The sequence below is a fragment of the Kitasatospora sp. NPDC097643 genome, from assembly GCF_040302625.1.
GTDB lineage: Bacteria > Actinomycetota > Actinomycetes > Streptomycetales > Streptomycetaceae > Kitasatospora.
This window is the reverse complement of sequence record NZ_JBEOSA010000019.1, coordinates 20,387-35,533: the sequence shown is the minus strand read 5'-3', so window position 1 is coordinate 35,533 and position 15,147 is coordinate 20,387. Positions and strand designations below refer to the sequence as shown.

The 15,147-nt window shown below is 74.0% G+C and carries 9 protein-coding genes; 6 read left to right on the top strand and 3 right to left on the bottom strand.

All coding sequences use genetic code 11. From position 1 onward, the window contains the following. The first annotated feature begins 20 nt into the window (after positions 1-20). The 6 genes from ABTY15_RS15075 (at position 21) to ABTY15_RS15050 (ending at position 7,690) form a co-directional block, all read left to right on the top strand. Positions 21-1,196 carry a hypothetical protein gene (locus tag ABTY15_RS15075; protein ID WP_350583014.1) on the top strand — a complete coding sequence of 392 codons (1,176 nt, stop codon included), beginning with the start codon at positions 21-23 and terminating at the stop codon, positions 1,194-1,196. Then, complete coding sequence (locus ABTY15_RS15070; protein WP_350583001.1) at positions 1,193-3,829, top strand: hypothetical protein; 2,637 nt, start codon at positions 1,193-1,195, stop codon at positions 3,827-3,829. Before ABTY15_RS15075 ends, ABTY15_RS15070 begins: the two co-directional genes overlap by 4 nt. Before the next feature lie 64 nt (positions 3,830-3,893). Further along, the gene (locus ABTY15_RS15065; protein WP_350582995.1) at positions 3,894-5,345 is read left to right on the top strand and encodes a hypothetical protein; all 1,452 of its coding nucleotides are present in this window, start codon (positions 3,894-3,896) and stop codon (positions 5,343-5,345) included. Further along, on the top strand, positions 5,342-6,775 hold the full coding sequence (locus ABTY15_RS15060; protein WP_350582986.1) for a vWA domain-containing protein: 1,434 nt from the start codon (positions 5,342-5,344) through the stop codon (positions 6,773-6,775). The genes ABTY15_RS15065 and ABTY15_RS15060 overlap by 4 nt, the downstream gene beginning before the upstream one ends. Continuing rightward, entirely contained in the window at positions 6,727-7,131 is a 405-nt protein-coding gene (locus ABTY15_RS15055) for a hypothetical protein (protein ID WP_350582977.1), read from the top strand. The genes ABTY15_RS15060 and ABTY15_RS15055 overlap by 49 nt, the downstream gene beginning before the upstream one ends. A gap of 139 nt (positions 7,132-7,270) precedes the next feature. After that, on the top strand, positions 7,271-7,690 hold the full coding sequence (locus ABTY15_RS15050; protein WP_350582971.1) for a hypothetical protein: 420 nt from the start codon (positions 7,271-7,273) through the stop codon (positions 7,688-7,690). Here ABTY15_RS15050 and ABTY15_RS15045 read toward each other — a convergent pair. The 3 genes from ABTY15_RS15045 to ABTY15_RS15035 form a co-directional block, all read right to left on the bottom strand. Then, positions 7,650-8,291, bottom strand: a complete 642-nt coding sequence (locus ABTY15_RS15045; protein ID WP_350582963.1) for a DUF4360 domain-containing protein — start codon at positions 8,289-8,291, stop codon at positions 7,650-7,652. The two genes, ABTY15_RS15050 and ABTY15_RS15045, sit on opposite strands and share 41 nt — an antisense overlap. Before the next feature lie 94 nt (positions 8,292-8,385). After that, entirely contained in the window at positions 8,386-8,625 is a 240-nt protein-coding gene (locus ABTY15_RS15040; protein ID WP_350582953.1) for a hypothetical protein, read from the bottom strand. A 112-nt stretch (positions 8,626-8,737) separates the two neighbouring features. Next, entirely contained in the window at positions 8,738-14,950 is a 6,213-nt protein-coding gene (locus ABTY15_RS15035; protein WP_350582931.1) for a DNRLRE domain-containing protein, read from the bottom strand. Positions 14,951-15,147 lie beyond the last annotated feature (197 nt).

Genomic DNA, 15,147 nt, shown 5'->3' with positions numbered 1-15,147 from the left:
CACCGCCGAGGAGACCGCCGATGTCCGACCGCCCGACCGACCCCGTACGCGACGACCGCGCCGCGTCCGACCCGGACGGCCCGGCCTGGGAGAGCCCGCACGCCGCCGGCCCGCCGGGCGGGCACGGCTACGGCCCGTCCGGCGGGCCGCCGCCGACCGTCGTGGACGGCTACCCCGCCCTGCCCCGCGTCTCCTACATGTCCCAGGACGGCAACCTGCCCCCGCTGCCGCTGCCCACGCCCCCCGGCCCGACCGGCCCGGGCGGCCCCGAGAGGTCCGGCACCGTCCGGATCGGCCTGTGGGGGGCGCCGCGCTCGGGCAAGACCACCTTCCTCTCCTCGCTGCCGATCGCCGCCATCCAGCACGCCCGGCACGGCAAGGGCAGCTGGGTCATCAGCGGCATGACCCCGGAGGCCAACGACTACCTCAACCGCGGCGTCCGGCTGCTCGCCGTGGACCGCGGCTTCCCCGACGCCACGGTCGGCGTGCAGGGCATGAGCTGGTCGTTCCAGGGCGAGGAGCCACGCATGATCGGCGGCACCCGCCAGGTCGGCTTCGTGCTCGACATCCACGACGTCAGCGGCGAGTCCTTCCTCCCCGAACACCCCCAGCACGCCATGATCGTGAGCCAGCTGGCCGCCGCCGGCGGGATCGTCTACCTCTTCGACCCGCTGCTGGACCGCGAACGCGCCACCCAGAGCCTGGAGTTCTTCTACGCCACCCTGAACGCGATCACCAGCCAGGTCCGCGACCGGCGCGGGATGGCCGGCGGCCGGCTGCCGCACCACGTCGCGGTGTGCGTCGCCAAGTTCGACGACCCGGAGCTCTTCCGGCCCTCCGTGGAGGCCCACTGGGTCACCCAGGACGGCGTCGGCGCCCGGATCCCGCGCGTCCCGGCCGAGCACGCCGCCGGCTACTTCGCCTGGATCTGCGACACCTTCCGGGGCTCCACCGCCGCGCTGGTGCGGGACGCCCTGCACACCTACTTCCACCCGAACCGCATCACCTACTACGCCACCTCCGCCATCGGCTTCCGCCTCAACCCCGACGGCATCTTCGACTACCGCTTCTTCGCCAACGTCCAGGACGTCGGCGGCCAGCCGCAGATCGCCACCGCCCCGCACCCGATCAACGTGCTGGAGCCGCTGATCGACCTGGAGCGCCGGATCCGCACCCGCAGGATCAAGGTGCGGTGACCGACATGCAGCAGCCCACCGCCGCCCCCGCCACCGTGCACTGGGCCATCCTCGGCAAGCACCCCGGCCGGGCGATGGGCTACGAAGTCCTCGGCACCAGCCTCGACGAGGACCGCGCCCGGCGTTACCTGTGGGGCGCGCAGACCGGCACCCCGAACGTCCGCCACCCCGAGGAGACCGGCGGGCGGCCCTGGCGGATCTTCCTCAGCGGCGTCGAGGGCGAACGGACCGCGGCCTGCGCCATGGTCGAACAGGACTGGGACGGCACCAGCCGGGACGGCACCGGCGCGCCGATCATCACCTCCCGCCTGCTCCTGCTCGAATGGCCGCAGGCCGTGGGGGCCGGCATCAGCTGGTCCGCGCTCGCCGACGCCGCCACCGGACTTCGCTGGCCGGACCCGGGCGACGGCCCGGCCGGGCCGCTGCGCCTCGACCTCGCCCCCGCCTCCCCCGCCGAACTCGCCGCCGTGATCGACGACGTGGGCTTCGACTGGGCCGCCTGCGTCGCCGCCCTGCTCACCGACGGCCACCGGGTCACCCTCACCGCCGGCACCCGCGACCTGCCCACCCCGGAACGGCGGGTGCGGATCGTCGACGCCATCGCCGCACTGCTGCCGTACGGCTGCCGCAGCTGGCTCAGCGCCGCCAACTGGACCGGCGAGGCCGAACACTGGGTGCAGCTCACCTTCGCCGAGACCGCCCGCAGCGGTCGCACCGCCGTCCGCTACGGCGCGCCCACCGCGCAGCCGACCGGCCAGGGGGCCGCCGCCTACCTGGCCGAGCTCCGCCGGCTGCACGCCAAGGGGCTGCCCACCGTCGAACTGGTCACCCACCTGCTCGCCGCCACCGCCCCGCTGCGGCGGGCCGACGGCCCCGAGATGCTGCGGTCCCTGCGCGAGGTGGACGTCGTCGACGCCGTCCTCGCCCAGATCCGCGAGGGCCGCGGCCGGGTCGAGGACGTCGCGCGGGTGCTCCGGTCGCCCGGCCTCGCCCGGCTCGACCCCGACGGCCGGCGCGACCTCTTCGTCTTCCTCGCCCGGGTGGCCACACCCGCCGGCACGTCCGCCGGCACCGCCCCGCGCGACGAGCGCGCCGTCGGCCTGCTGCACACGCACTGGCCGGCCGAACTCCCGCGCTGGCTGGCCGCGGCCGCGCTCGCGGACCCCGACGTCGCCCACGGGTTCGACCAGTGCTTCGTCTGGCTCGACCTGCTCCGGGAACTGCACGGCCCCGGCTCCGCCGCGTTCACCGGGATGCTCGCCGCCGTGGCCGACCCGGACCGGCCCGCCGCCGGCGCCCTGTCGCGGCAGGACTGGGTCGGCGCCGTCGCGTTCAAGGCCCAGCAGCGGTTCGGCGCCGAGGCCGAACCGGTCGACCTCGTCCTGATCCGGTACCCGGACTGCGGCCGCGCCTGGGTGCACACCGCGTTCGGCCACGGCGGCCCGGCCCCCGACGCGCTCGCCCGGCTGCTGCACGTCGCGGCCGGGGAACGCCTCACCAGCACCACCGGGTGGCTGCGCTTCACCGCCTACCTGTGCGGGGTCCTCGACGAACACCACCTGGTACGCGCCACCGACCCGGCGGACTTCGGGCGCGGCCTCCCGGGCGAGTGCTGGCGGGAGATCCTCGACCTGGCCGTGCGGCACCGCCGGCCGAACGCGGTGTCCTACCTGTGGGCCTCGTACTGGGAGGTCGCGGCCGGTCCGAAGGGCCCGGAGCTCGCGGCGGTGCTGAGCGGGTGCGCCGAGGTCCTGGAGGAGGACGCCGGGTCGGCCCGCGCGGTCTGCGCGGCGGAGCTGGACCTGCTGCGGCTGGTCGCGACCCGCGGCCAGGACGTCCCGTTCGCCGGGCTGGAACGGCTGCTCGCCCAGGGGCCGACCGCACCGGCCCACCGCGTGCCGGGCCACCGCGCGCCGGCGCCGGGCCGGGACACCGGCTGGGTCGACTCCTACGCCCGGCAGCTCACCGAACGGATGACCGGCGCGGCCTCCGAGGCGCTGGTGCAGCGCGTCGTGGAGCAGGTGCTCGGCAGCCACCCCGACCCCGCCCGCTCGCCGGTGCTGCGGCGGCTGGTGGAACGTCAGCCGCGGGCCGAGGAGGCACTGGTGAAGGCCCTCGACCAGCGGCTGCTCACCGGCGACCCGGCCTGGTTCGAGCTCGACCTGCCACCGCGGGTGGTCGCGGCCCTCGACCAGCGGCCCGGCCGCCGCTGGATCCTGCTCCTCGCCCAGATCCGCCACATCGCCCAGGGCCCGGCCGACCCCGACGGCCTCGCCGCCGCGCTCGCCGAGGCCTACCACGGCCGGTACACCACCGACCTGCCCACCGAGGTGGTGCCCGCGGTGGCCCGGTGGACACCCCGGCAGGTGGACCGGCTCGCCGCCGAACTCTGGTACCTCGCCCAGCCGTTGGCGAAACAGCTGTACCCGGATCTGCTGCGCACCCGGGAGGCCGCGCAGCTGCGCGTCGCCCTGCTCCAGCACGGCCACCAGGAGCTCCAGCGACTCCAGTACGCCTACGACGTCCTGGGCTACGACGGCTGGCAGCCCGCGACCGCGCCCGCCGCCACCCAGCCGGCGGACCAGCCACCGACCGACCGCCGCGGACTCCTGTCCTGGAGGCGCCGCAAATGAGACCGGCAGTGCTGAGACCGGCAGTGCGGCGCCCAGGCCTGACCGCCCGCCCGGAGCGTGGCGAGTGACCCTGGCCATCGACGTCGGCACGCGCTTCGTCCGGCTCGCCCTGGTCGGGCCGGACGGGCACCCCGCCCTCGCCGACCTGCCCGGCACGGTGGCCGGCGAGGGCCTGCCCGTACCGCCCGGGCAGGACCCGGCCCAGGTGCTGGTCGCCGCCTGCGCGGCCTACCGGGCACTCCACGGACACCCCGCCCGGGTGGTCCTGGTGGCACCCGAGGCGATGCCGCCCGGCCACCTGCACCGGGTCGTCGAAGCCTTCGGCGACCCGACCCCGGTCCGCGAACTGCGGCCCGCCGCAGCCGTCCTCGCCCTGCTCCGGCGCCACGGCGAAGCCGTCGAGGGCACCTGGGCCGTCTGCGCGCTCGGCACCACGACCGTCGAGGTCACCGTGTGCGTCGTCGCCCCGCGCAGCGTCGGCATCCGCCGCTTCGTCCGACACACCCCCGCCGGGGGCCTCGGCGCAGCCTTCGACACCGCCCTCCTCCACGGCACCCGCCCGGGCACCGGAAGCCCCACACCGAACGGCCCGCACAGCGGCCACCAGGGCGGCACCCCGCACAGCAACGCCCCACGCACCGGCCACCGCCCCGGAGGCGCGGCCAGCGGCCACTTCGGCAGCAACACCCCGCCACGCCACGCCCCACGCACCGGCCACCACCCCGCCGCCCCGGCCGAGGGCGCCGGGTTGGAGGCGCTGCGGGCGGCCCGGGCGCTGCCCGGGGCCGCCGAGCGGTGGGAACAGGCCGTGGCCCGGGCCGAGCGGCACCCGGCGCGGTACGACGACACGCCCGTCCTCTGGCTCGCCGGGCGGGAGGTGTCGGCCGGCACCGCCCGGCGGGCCGTCGCCGCGCTGCGCGAGCAGGTCGGCGAGGCGGCGGCCGAATCCGGTCTGGACGGCCTGCCGGTCGTCGCCGTGGGCGGCCCGGCCCGGCTGCCCGCGATCCGCCGCGCGGCCGCCGGGGCCGGTCGGGAGACCGCCCTGCCCGCCGGGACGGACCCGGCCCTCGCCGCCGTCCTGGGCGCCGCCCTGGTGGCCGCGGGGCGGGTCGATCCCGCCGACCGCTACCCGTTCGAGGTGCTGCTCGGCGCCCGGTACGTCCGCCACGGCCGGCTCGCCGCGAGTGAGTTGACCCTGTGCGGGCCGGGCCGCCTCGTCCCGGGCGGTGCCACGGTCTTCGCCGAGCGGGACGGCCGCCGGCTCGCCGTCGGCGGCGCGGGCGGGCGGCCGCGGGAGGCCGAGGTCCGGGTCCGGGACGCAACGGGCGGCCCGACGGTCCGGGTCGGCGCGGTGGCCCTGCCGGCGAGCGCGGCCGGCGAGCGGTTCCACGTCGGGGTCGCGATGGCCGCCGACGGCCGGACCAGGCTCGTGCTCCGGCCGGTGGGCGGCCACGGCGAGCCGCACGAGTACCCGCTCGGCGAACTGCCGGGCGTCCTTGAGGGAGAGACCCGTTGAAGCGTCCCCTGGCCCTGCTGCTGAGCCTCCTGCTGCTGGCCCTGCTCCCACCGACGGCCGCGCCCGCAGCCACGCCCGCCACCGCAGCCGCCGCCACGCCCGCCACCACACCCGCCGCCGCGAGCACCGGCCCGACGCGCGGCGAGATCTACCAGGCCCTGGGCCTCCAGCACCAGCCCGCCGACTACGTCGTGCTGGTCGACACCTCCCCGTCGATGGCCCAGCAGGGCCGCTACGAGACGGTCCGGCAGACGCTGCGCACCTTCCTGGCCGGGCTGACGCCCGCCGACCACGTCGCGCTGTACACCTTCGACACCACCGTGGTCGCCCGCTACATCGGCGCCGCCGGGGACCCGGCGGCCGTCCTGGCCCGGCTGCCCGGCACCGTCGGGCCGAACGGCGACACCGACATCGGCGCGGCCCTGAACGCGGCCCTCGCCGAACTCGAACGCGGTGACGCCCTGCCGATCGCCTCGGTCGTGCTGATGACGGACGGTGAGAACGCCCCGGCGGCCGGCACCTCGTACCCGGTCGCCACCACCAACGCCTGGACGGCGGCCCTGCACGAGCGCGCCGCCAAGCTGGCCGGCCACACCGACCTGGTCGGCTACACGCTCCCGCTGGCCACCGGCGCCACCGGTGCCCAGCTGCTCCGGCGGGTCGTGAGCGACACCCGGGAGCTGGTCCCCGGCAGCATCCAGGACCTCGGCGCCTACCTGCAACGCGCGGGCGACGACACCCGGCTGCGGCAGGCGCGCCGGATGCTGGTCAAGGACCAGGGCCAGGGCGTCGAGGCGTCCTGGACCGGGCCCGACGAGTTGGACCTCGCACACGGGGACGCGGCCGGCACGATCACCTTCACCTCCCGCACCGCCTACCTCCCGCTCACCGTCGACGGCCTCGGCGTCTCGGTGTCCGGCGGGGGTTTCCAGGTGTCCGGCCTGCCCGGCTCGCTCGCCCTGGAGCCCGGAAAGGCCGTGCCGGTGCCGGTGCGGATCAGCGGCGGGTTCGACGACGGTCCGCTGACCCCGCGCCACGTCGAGCACGCGAGCGCCGTCCTGCACCTGACCGGGACGGTCGGCTCGCCCTGGCAGCCCGCCCTCGCCCCGGACCTCCAGCTCGGCGTGCCGGGCACGCTGACCCACCCGGACCTCCCGGTGCGGATCTCCGCACCGGTCGGCTCGGCGGCCGCCCTGCCGCTGCTGATCGGCGTGCCGCTGCTGGTCCTGCTGGTGCTCGGCTGGCGTGGCTGCGGGTCCACCGGCCGGCGCTCGGCGGCGTCCTGCTGGTCGAGCCGGCGTTCGGCGGGCAGATCCCGGAACAGCTCACGCTCTCCGGCCGCCGGGTCCGGCTACGCCCGGCGGTGGGCGGTTCGGGGCTGGTGCACGGCCGGCACCGGCGGAGCGGGCAGGGTTCCCGGATCGACCTGAGGATCCGCTACACCCCGGACGGCTCGTCCGAGCGCGCGGCTGCCGTCACCTGCGCCCCCGAGGACCGGGTGGTGGTCGCCGGCACCGCGTTCCTCTACCGGCTCGACCCCAGCGGACGGCCTGCGCCGACCGGACGCCCCGGCCCGACCGGACACCCCGGCCCCGACGAACGCCCCGCCCCCATCGGGAACCCGCCCCGCCCCGGGTACCAGCCCCGCCCCGCCGGGAACCCGCCCCGCCCCGCCCCGGACTCCTTCGGCGCCGTCCCGTACCCGCGCGGCCCGGTGCCGAACCCGCCCCGACACGCCCCGAACCCGCCCGGCCCCGTCCCCGATCCGCCCGGGTGGCGGCCGTGACCCCGGCCGAGGCTCCGGAGGTCCTCGCCGGGCCACCGGTGAACGTCGCCGCCGTCCGGGTCGGCACCCGGGCGGATCGGGGACGGGGCTGCGCTCGGTGGTCTGGGTGCAGGGCTGCCCCTTCTCCTGCCCCGGGTGCATGTCCCCGGGCTGGATCCCGGACCGGCCGGCCCGCGCGGTCGCCCCCGACGACCTGGCCGCCGAACTGCTGGCGGACCCCCTGGTGATCGGCCTGACGCTGTCCGGCGCCCGGGAGGTCCTCAGCACGGCCTCCCCGGCACCGCCCGAGCCGACCCCGCCCCCGCCGACTCCCGCCGCCACGGCGGAGGTTCCGCCCCGCCACCCTCCCGGCCTCGGCGCTCCTGCTGCTCGCCGAACTCGCCGAGGCCGAGGGCGATCCGCTGGAAGCCGACTACTGGCGCGCCCGCGCCGGATCCGTCTGACCGCCGATGCCGAACGGCCCCGGCGAGGCCGGGAGCCTCGCCGGGGCCGCACCTCGGGCCGGGGCCCGCCCGCGGTCAGGGGCAGTGCTTCCAGGCGAGGTGGTAGACGGTGTTGATGTCGCCGTCCGTGGAGTCCATGGTCATGAAGCTGGTGGTGCGGGTCGGGTCCGATCCGCCCGCGCCGACCCGCAGTTCGGTGTTGATGTTGAAGTTGCGCTCCTCCCCGCAGGGGGCCCAGACCAGGGCGGCGACGTCGACGGTGTCGGTCACCTGCCAGTTGTCGTCGCGCGGCCCGTCGAAGCGGTGGCTCGCCCAGGTGGTCCCGGGCTGCCCCTGGAAGTAGTAGCCGGCCCGCTGGGTGCCGCTCGCCCCCTTCTCCAGGTGGGCGTAGCCGCGGTAGTCGGCGGAGGCGATCGCGTAGGTGAAGCCCTGCGGGACGTGCACGCGCAGGTTCAGCTGACAGTTCTTCCGGAAGTCGGTCGGCTTGGACCCCACCCCGACCTGGGCGAGGTAACTGCTGTAGGTCACGGTGAACGCGGTGTTGTCCGGCGAGACGGCCACTGCGGTCGTCCCCGCCGGGCAGCCGGACCCGTTGACCGTCGCGATGTCGATGACGATCCGGTCCGGCGGGGTCGGCAGCGCGTCGACCCCGAAGGCCGACGAGCCGAGCAGTGAGGCGGAGACGGTGGTCGCGACGGCCAGCGTGCGGAGCAGCATGGGCTTCCCCTTCGAGCGCGGCGGATTTGACATATCCATGTCAGCACACTCCCGCATCCGTGTACAGGGGGTGACCCACCGTGATGGACGGGCGTCAGAACCGCCGACGGAGCCTGATCTTGCGCCTCGCCACGGCGAGGCCGTGCATGATCGGGAGCAGGAACACCAGGACGCCGGCCGCGGCACGCCAGTTGGTCGTGTATCCGCCGAACACCATGACCAGATTGGCCGCGTAGAGCAGCAGCCAGAAGGCCAGGTTGAGCACCAGCGCAAACCATGAATTCCCTGGACGCGCAAAGGTGAGCTGCTGCCAGAAGGTCTTTGTGTCGGTCATCGGGTCTTCCTCGCACGGTACTTCGGGGAGGTGCGCCGAATGGAGCGCGCCGGAATCGGCGCGCTCCATTCGACTCGGATCGGACTGGGGATTACGGACTACGGGTTACGGACTAGTACAGAATCCCGTAGACGGCGTTGTCGATGTAATTCCAGTAGCTCCACCCGAGGTATTTCACAATCGGGCCGCGCGCGTAGGTGAGAAGGTACCTGATCTCGAAGGCGTACGTTCTCAGCGCCCAGTTGATGGCCTGACCGGAAGCGATGCCGTAGGCGAAGGCGACAGCGAACTTCCACCCCGCCGTGCCCCAGCTCCAGCAGCGGTTCAGGCACTGGTAGGCGTACTTCGCGACCGCGAGCAGGCCGGACCAGATGGCGCTGCAGACGTAGCCGGCGATGCCGCAGGCCCACTCGAGTGCCAGGCCGCCGGCCCAGTCGAGCGACCAGAACATCGACTGGCAGCCCCAGCCGCAGCTGCGTGCGCTCGACCGACCGTCGAGGTCGACCCGGTTGATCGGGTCGCCGTAGGTGTAGTCGTACGCGTTGGCGTTGGCGCCGCGGATCGGGTCGATCGACAGGAAACGCCCGAGCGAGGGGTTGTACAGACGGGCGCCCATGAGGACGTCACCGGTGGGCGTCTCGCTGGAGCGCTCCTTGCCGCCCAGGTAGTCGTACCGGGCGGTGCCGGTACCGGCGAGCGCGATGCCGTACTCGTCGGTCGCCAGCACGGTGACCGGCGTCGTGGAGCCGTTGATCGGCAGGGCCATGGTGACGTCGCTGTGCAGGTTGGTCAGCTGGAGGACGACGTCGCCGTTGGCGGAGCTGTAGGTGGCCCCCAGGTCCCCGGCGATGTCCACGACGTTACGGGTGTACGCGTTGGTGCCGGTGTTCTCGACGATCCAGGACGGGGAGTCGCCGGCACCGTCGTAGTGGTTGACCCGGGACGAGGTCTGGGTCCAGGTGCCACCGGAGTTGGCCTCCGTGGTGGCGGCGCGGAACCGGCCGGTCGGGTCGAGCTGCCAGGTGGTGCGGTTGGTGCCGGAGACCTGCTGGTAGGCCAGGTCGTTGGCGTAGTAGGCGGTGGTGGTGCCGTTGGCCTCGGCCGTGGTGCGGCCGAAGGCGTCGTAGCTGTAGCCGCTGTCGACCAGGCGGTCGGCGCTGTCGTAGGTGTGGTTGACGGTGGTGCCACCACTGGTCGGGCAGGACGGGGTCGTGCCGTCCAGGGTGGTGGCGCTGACCGCGGTGTTCTGGCTGGTCCGGTTGGTGTCCCGGTCGAAGCCGTAGGAACGCGCGGTGCAGGTCTTCGCCTGGTTCTGGATGACGGTCTCGTTCGCCGTGGTCAGGCGACCCCGGGCGTCGTAGCCGTAGCTGTCGTTGACGCCCAGACCACCGGAGGTGGACAGGGCCCGGGTGACCCGCTGTCCGACGGCGGAGTAACCGGCCTGGTCGGAGACCAGGATGTTGCCGCCGGCGTCGGTGTAGACGCGGGCCGTGTGCTGGCCGGCCTCGTCGACGCTCTCGGTCAGCGTGACCGAGCCGGGCAGGGTCTCGGTGACCGGGGTGCCGTTGGCGTCGTAGGTGACGCCGAAGGTGCCGGCGCTGGAGTCGGTCTTCGAGGTGGCGAGACCGCGCGGGTCCTTGCTGGTGTCGTAGGTGTAGGTGGTGGTGGACGGCGCCGAGTTGGTGACCTGGGTCGGCCGGTTCAGCGTGTCGTACTGGGTGGCGGCGGTGTTGCCGTCGGCGTCCGTGTACGAGATCTGGCGGCCGAGCTGGTCGTAGGCCCGGGTGACCGTCTTGCCGTCCGGGGTGGACGCGGTGGCGAGCAGACCGGTGGCCGAGTCGTAGCCGACCGTGCTGGTCTGAACGGCCTGGCCGATGCCGCCGGTGACCGCGAGCTGGGCCTTGCGGCCCGCGCCGTCGTAGCTGGTGGTGACGGTGCGGGTGCTGCCGTTGGCGGCCTCCGTCACCGCGGCCACGGTCCCGTAGCGGTTGTACGTGGTCGTGGTGGTGCCCAGCTGGGACGGGTTCGAGCCGCCGCCGGTGATCGCCCCGGCCGGGGCGGTCTGGCAGAGCATGTCGGCCCACTCGGGGTGCCCGCCGCAGGGCGCCGAACCGGTCGCGGTGTAGTAGGCGGTGGTGACGGTCCCGGCGTCCGCCCCGTTGGAGGCGGGCTGGGAGGTGGCGGTGACCTGGCCGGCCTGGTTGTAGGCGGTCACCGTGGTGATCGCCAGACCCGCCGGGTCGATGACCTTCCGGGTCGGCTTGCCGATCGTCCAGTCGTAGACGGTCTGGACGGTGCGGGTGTCGGCGTCGGTGGCGTAGCCGCTGATCGCCGCGCCGGTCACCGAGGTGGTGGCCAGGTCCGCGGTCTTCGCCGAGCCGTCGGTGGGACGGTTCTCGTCGAAGCTGGTGTGGACGTGGGTCCGGGCGTTGACCACGGCGCCCGCGGCGAGCGCGGCGGACGTGCCGGACGCGGCGAGCGCGTGCTCCAGCGTGGTCTTGTGCAGCGGGCCGTAGGTGTCGGTCTTGATCAGGCCGGCGACGTCGTAGACGTTCTGCGTCGACAGCAGCGTGGCGCGCTGCGCGGTCGACATCGCGGCGACGCCGAGGGCGTTGAGCTCGGCGTTGGTGCTGCCGGCCAGGGCCAGCTCACGGTTGGCCGCGGTCAGCTCCCGGACGGTGTTGCCGAGGCCGTCGTACTCGCTGGTGGTGATGTGCCCGCCCGGCGTGGCCGTGTTGACCTGACGGCCGGTCACGTCCAGGTAGTAGACCTGGGCCCGGTTGTAGGAGGTGGAGGTCAGGTTGCCCGCGCCGGTGTTGGCCGAGGGCACCTGGTCGGCGGGGAAGACCGCCGTGGCGTCGGTGGGCATGTCGGTCTGCGCCCAGCCGGCGACGTCGGAGCCGCCCATGGCGTAGGGGCCGCCGGCCGCCGTGGTGAGCGGGACGCCGTAGACCACGGTGCTGGTGGCGGTGCCGTTGGTCTGCGAGGCCGAGCCCGGGGTGAGGGTGGCGCGGGAGACGTTCAGCAGGCGACCGGCGTTGGTGTCACCGTCGGTGCCGGCCGTGCCGTAGGCGAAGGTCCAGGCCAGCTGGCCGGGCGGGGTGATCGAGGTGACCCGGCCCGCCGCGTCGTAGCCGTAGGACGTGACGAGGTTGGGCGTGATCCGCGGGTCCCACTCGGTGCGGAGCAGACCGGACGTGTCGTAGCCGTACTGGGCGATGACGGTCGAGGTCTCGGTGCCGGTGGCCGGGTCCGTGGCCCACAGCGTGACCTTGGCGGCCCGGCCGGCGTAGTCGCCGAACGTGCTGCCGTTCGCGGTGGTGGTGTCGGCGTAGCCGAGCTCCAGCACGCGGCAGCCGACGGCCGGGGTGGCCGGGGTCAGGCAGGAGGCGCCGAGGTCGGAGATCGCCGACGTCGGGGCCGCCATCCGGACCAGTCGGGCCGAGCTGGTGCCGCCCGTGGTGACCGTGTCGAAGCGGTACCGGGCGGTGTTGCCGACGCCGCTGGAGGTGGTCGAGGCGACCGTCCAGATGCCCGCGGTGGCACCCGACTTGGTGAACACCGTGACGGTGCCGTTGAGGTCGGTCAGGGTGTACTGGTCGGCGGTGCCGTCGTAGGCGAGCGCGAACTGCTTCGCACCCGGCTCGGGCGCCCAGCTGCCGTCGGCGTTCTTGGTGAAGGCCACCTCGGCGCCGCTGGCGAGCACCAGCTGGACGGCGGTGGAGGTCACCGGACGGATCTCGGTGTAGTCGGTGGACGACTGCGCCGACAGACCGCCGAAGGCCCACTGCGGGCCGAACGGCGCGACCTGGCCGGCCGCCGCGGCACCGCTCGGGTTCCGCGAGGAGACCGTGCGCGACACGACCAGCCCGAGCACCGAGGCGTCGGTGGCGGACAGCTGGTAGTCACCGGTGGACAGGTTGAGCGTGCCCGGGCCGACCTGCGTGGTGGCCGCGCCGGAGGACTTGCGGTCCACGGTCGCGGTCACGGCCGAGGAGTCGTACGGCGTGGTGGCGGTGGTGAACTCGCCGCGCAGCTGCACGGATCCGTCATCGGTGAGGGTGCTGGCGGCGTCCCAGACCAGGGTCGGGGAGGTGCCGCCGCTCATCGCCACCGGCCAGGCCGACAGCGCGTTGCCGCCGTTGGTGACGTTGGCGACCGGGACGTCGGTCCAGGCGTCCGAATCGGCGCGCCGGTACTGGAACTTCACGGCGGTCGAGCTCGACGGGCCGGCCGCGGTCAGCGAGAAGCGGCGCGAGGTGCGGTCGCCCAGCCTGGGCGAGGTGACGGCGCCGCCACCGGCGTTGAACGCGTAGGTGACGGGGTTCGAGAGGCTCCCGGCCACGTTGACGGTGAACACCGTGAGGGTGTGCGGGCCGTCGGTGGCCGGGGTGACCGGCACGGTGACCGCGGACCCGGTGGTGGCCACCGTGGTCTGGGTCCCGGCGTCCAGCTGCCAGACGATGCCGGCGGTGTCCGTGCCGCCGGCCGGCGGGGTCACGGTGATGTTGCCGGTCCGGCCGGCGCCGAGCGCCCAGCCGCCGGACGGGTAGTCGGTGGAGCTGACGGTCGGCGCACCGGGCGTGCTGGTCTTCACGGTGAAGACCAGGCCGCTGGGCACGGTCTGCCGCGACCACAGCGAACCGTCGTAGCCCCAGGGCCACGCGGTGTACTGGTGGCCGTCGAGCAGCTTGCCGGCCGGCACGGTGGCGCCGGAGACGCCGCCCGACGCCGTCCAGGAGCCGTTCAGGTTGGAGATGACCTGGGTGTTGCCGCCGCCGGTGGTGTCGTAGACGTTCCACTGCGCCATCACGTTTCCGCCGTCGGCGTCCGTGACGGTCGCCTGGAGCTCCGGCGTGGCCGTGTTGGTGTACAGCGTGGTGGTCGAGCCGGCCACCGAGGAGACGCCCGGGGCGACCGCGGGGGCGGTGCTCATCGGGTACGAGTTGTACGTCACCGTGAGGACCGGGACGTTGCTGCCGTTGTTGGCCGAGTAGAACCGCTTCCAGCTGTTGGAGTCGGTCTCACTGGTCGCCCGCAGGCCGATGTTGGCGTAGTTGTAGCCGTGGTCACCGGCGTACTGCAGGAACGAGCTGGGGTCGATCGACACCCAGCCCGGGGCGATCGAGCCACCGCAGGAGGACGGGTAGCCCTTGGTCTGCGTGGTGGTGGCGTACTTCGTCATCCACGACGGCTGGTTGGTCCACACCGTGGAGGTGCTCGCCGCGTTGGTCTGCCACAGCTCCCAGGAGTTCTGGACGCAGTTGGCCGACCAGTACTCGTACAGGTTGAGCGAGGAGGAGAGGATCTTGGTGTTGGCCAGCTGCTGCACCGGGAACTGCAGGAACGACCGCGCGACGTCGCCGCCACCGTTGTAGGTGCCGAGCTTGAGGTCGGTGGAGGTGTACTGCGGGGTGGTGTAGCTGGTCTGCGCGAAGGTGTCGAGCACCGGCGACAAGCTGACGGACGGGTCGACCGTCACCGGGTACTTGGTCGCCGGGTCGGCCAGGAACTTCTCGTCCGGGGTCAGGGTGAGGTTCACCGTGTCCCCGGACTGCGTCATGGTCATCGCCACCGGCGCCTTGTGGGTGTGCTCCAGCGACTTGGCGTCGACCGTGGCGTCCCACATGAACGGCGCCGGGATGCTGCCGGCCGGCTTGCCGTTGCTGTCGGTGAAGGTGACGGTGCCGTCCGCGTCCTGCTTGGCGGTCAGGCCCTTGGCGGTCACCGGGACGGTCACCCGGTAGCCCGCCGCCGGACGCGTCCTGAGCACGACGTTCTGCTCGAAGCCGCTGCGGGTCGCCTGGACGGTCAGGTCCGCACCCGGGGTGACGTCGGCGTAGGTCGCGGTGTCGCCCTTGAGGGACGGCTTGGGCAGGTCGCCCTGCCAGCCGATCGAGACCTGGCGGTCGCCGTCGCCCTGCGCGGCCAGGGTCGGGTTGTGCCCGCCGCCGGCCAGCTTCAGGCCCCGGACGTGCCCCTTCGGCGTCACGGAGTGGTCCGCCGCCTCCTGGAGCGAGGTGTCCACGTCGACCCACTTGCCGTCGCGCTTGAAGCGGAACGGCAGCGCGTAGGAGTCGGTGGTGAGCGTCCCGTCCGGGTTGGCCCAGGTCTTGGTCTGCTCGGTGCCCTGGTCGAGCACCTCGACCTTGGCCTTGTGCAGCCGGGCCGTCGCGATCGCGGACGGCACGTCGGGCGCCGTCAGCGGCGCGCCGGGCTGCTTGCTCTGGTTCGCCGCGCCCTTGTCGCTCTTGCCCCCGACGGCCACGGCCTGACCGGTGACGGCGAGCGTCACCGCCGTCTCCGCCGCCAGGACGAGTGCCACGGCACCCGCGATCCTCGCGATTCGGCGCCGTGCGGCACCGCCAGAAGAGCCGCTGGGGAAGCGGCCCGCTCTTGGCTTCATGCAGGTTCTCCTCGGTTCACACCTCGGACTGACGTCCGAGATGCTGGAAGAACCTAGATCCTCCGCCGACCCGTCAGAGCCGCACCCACACCCCTTCTGACGTGCGACGATTCGCC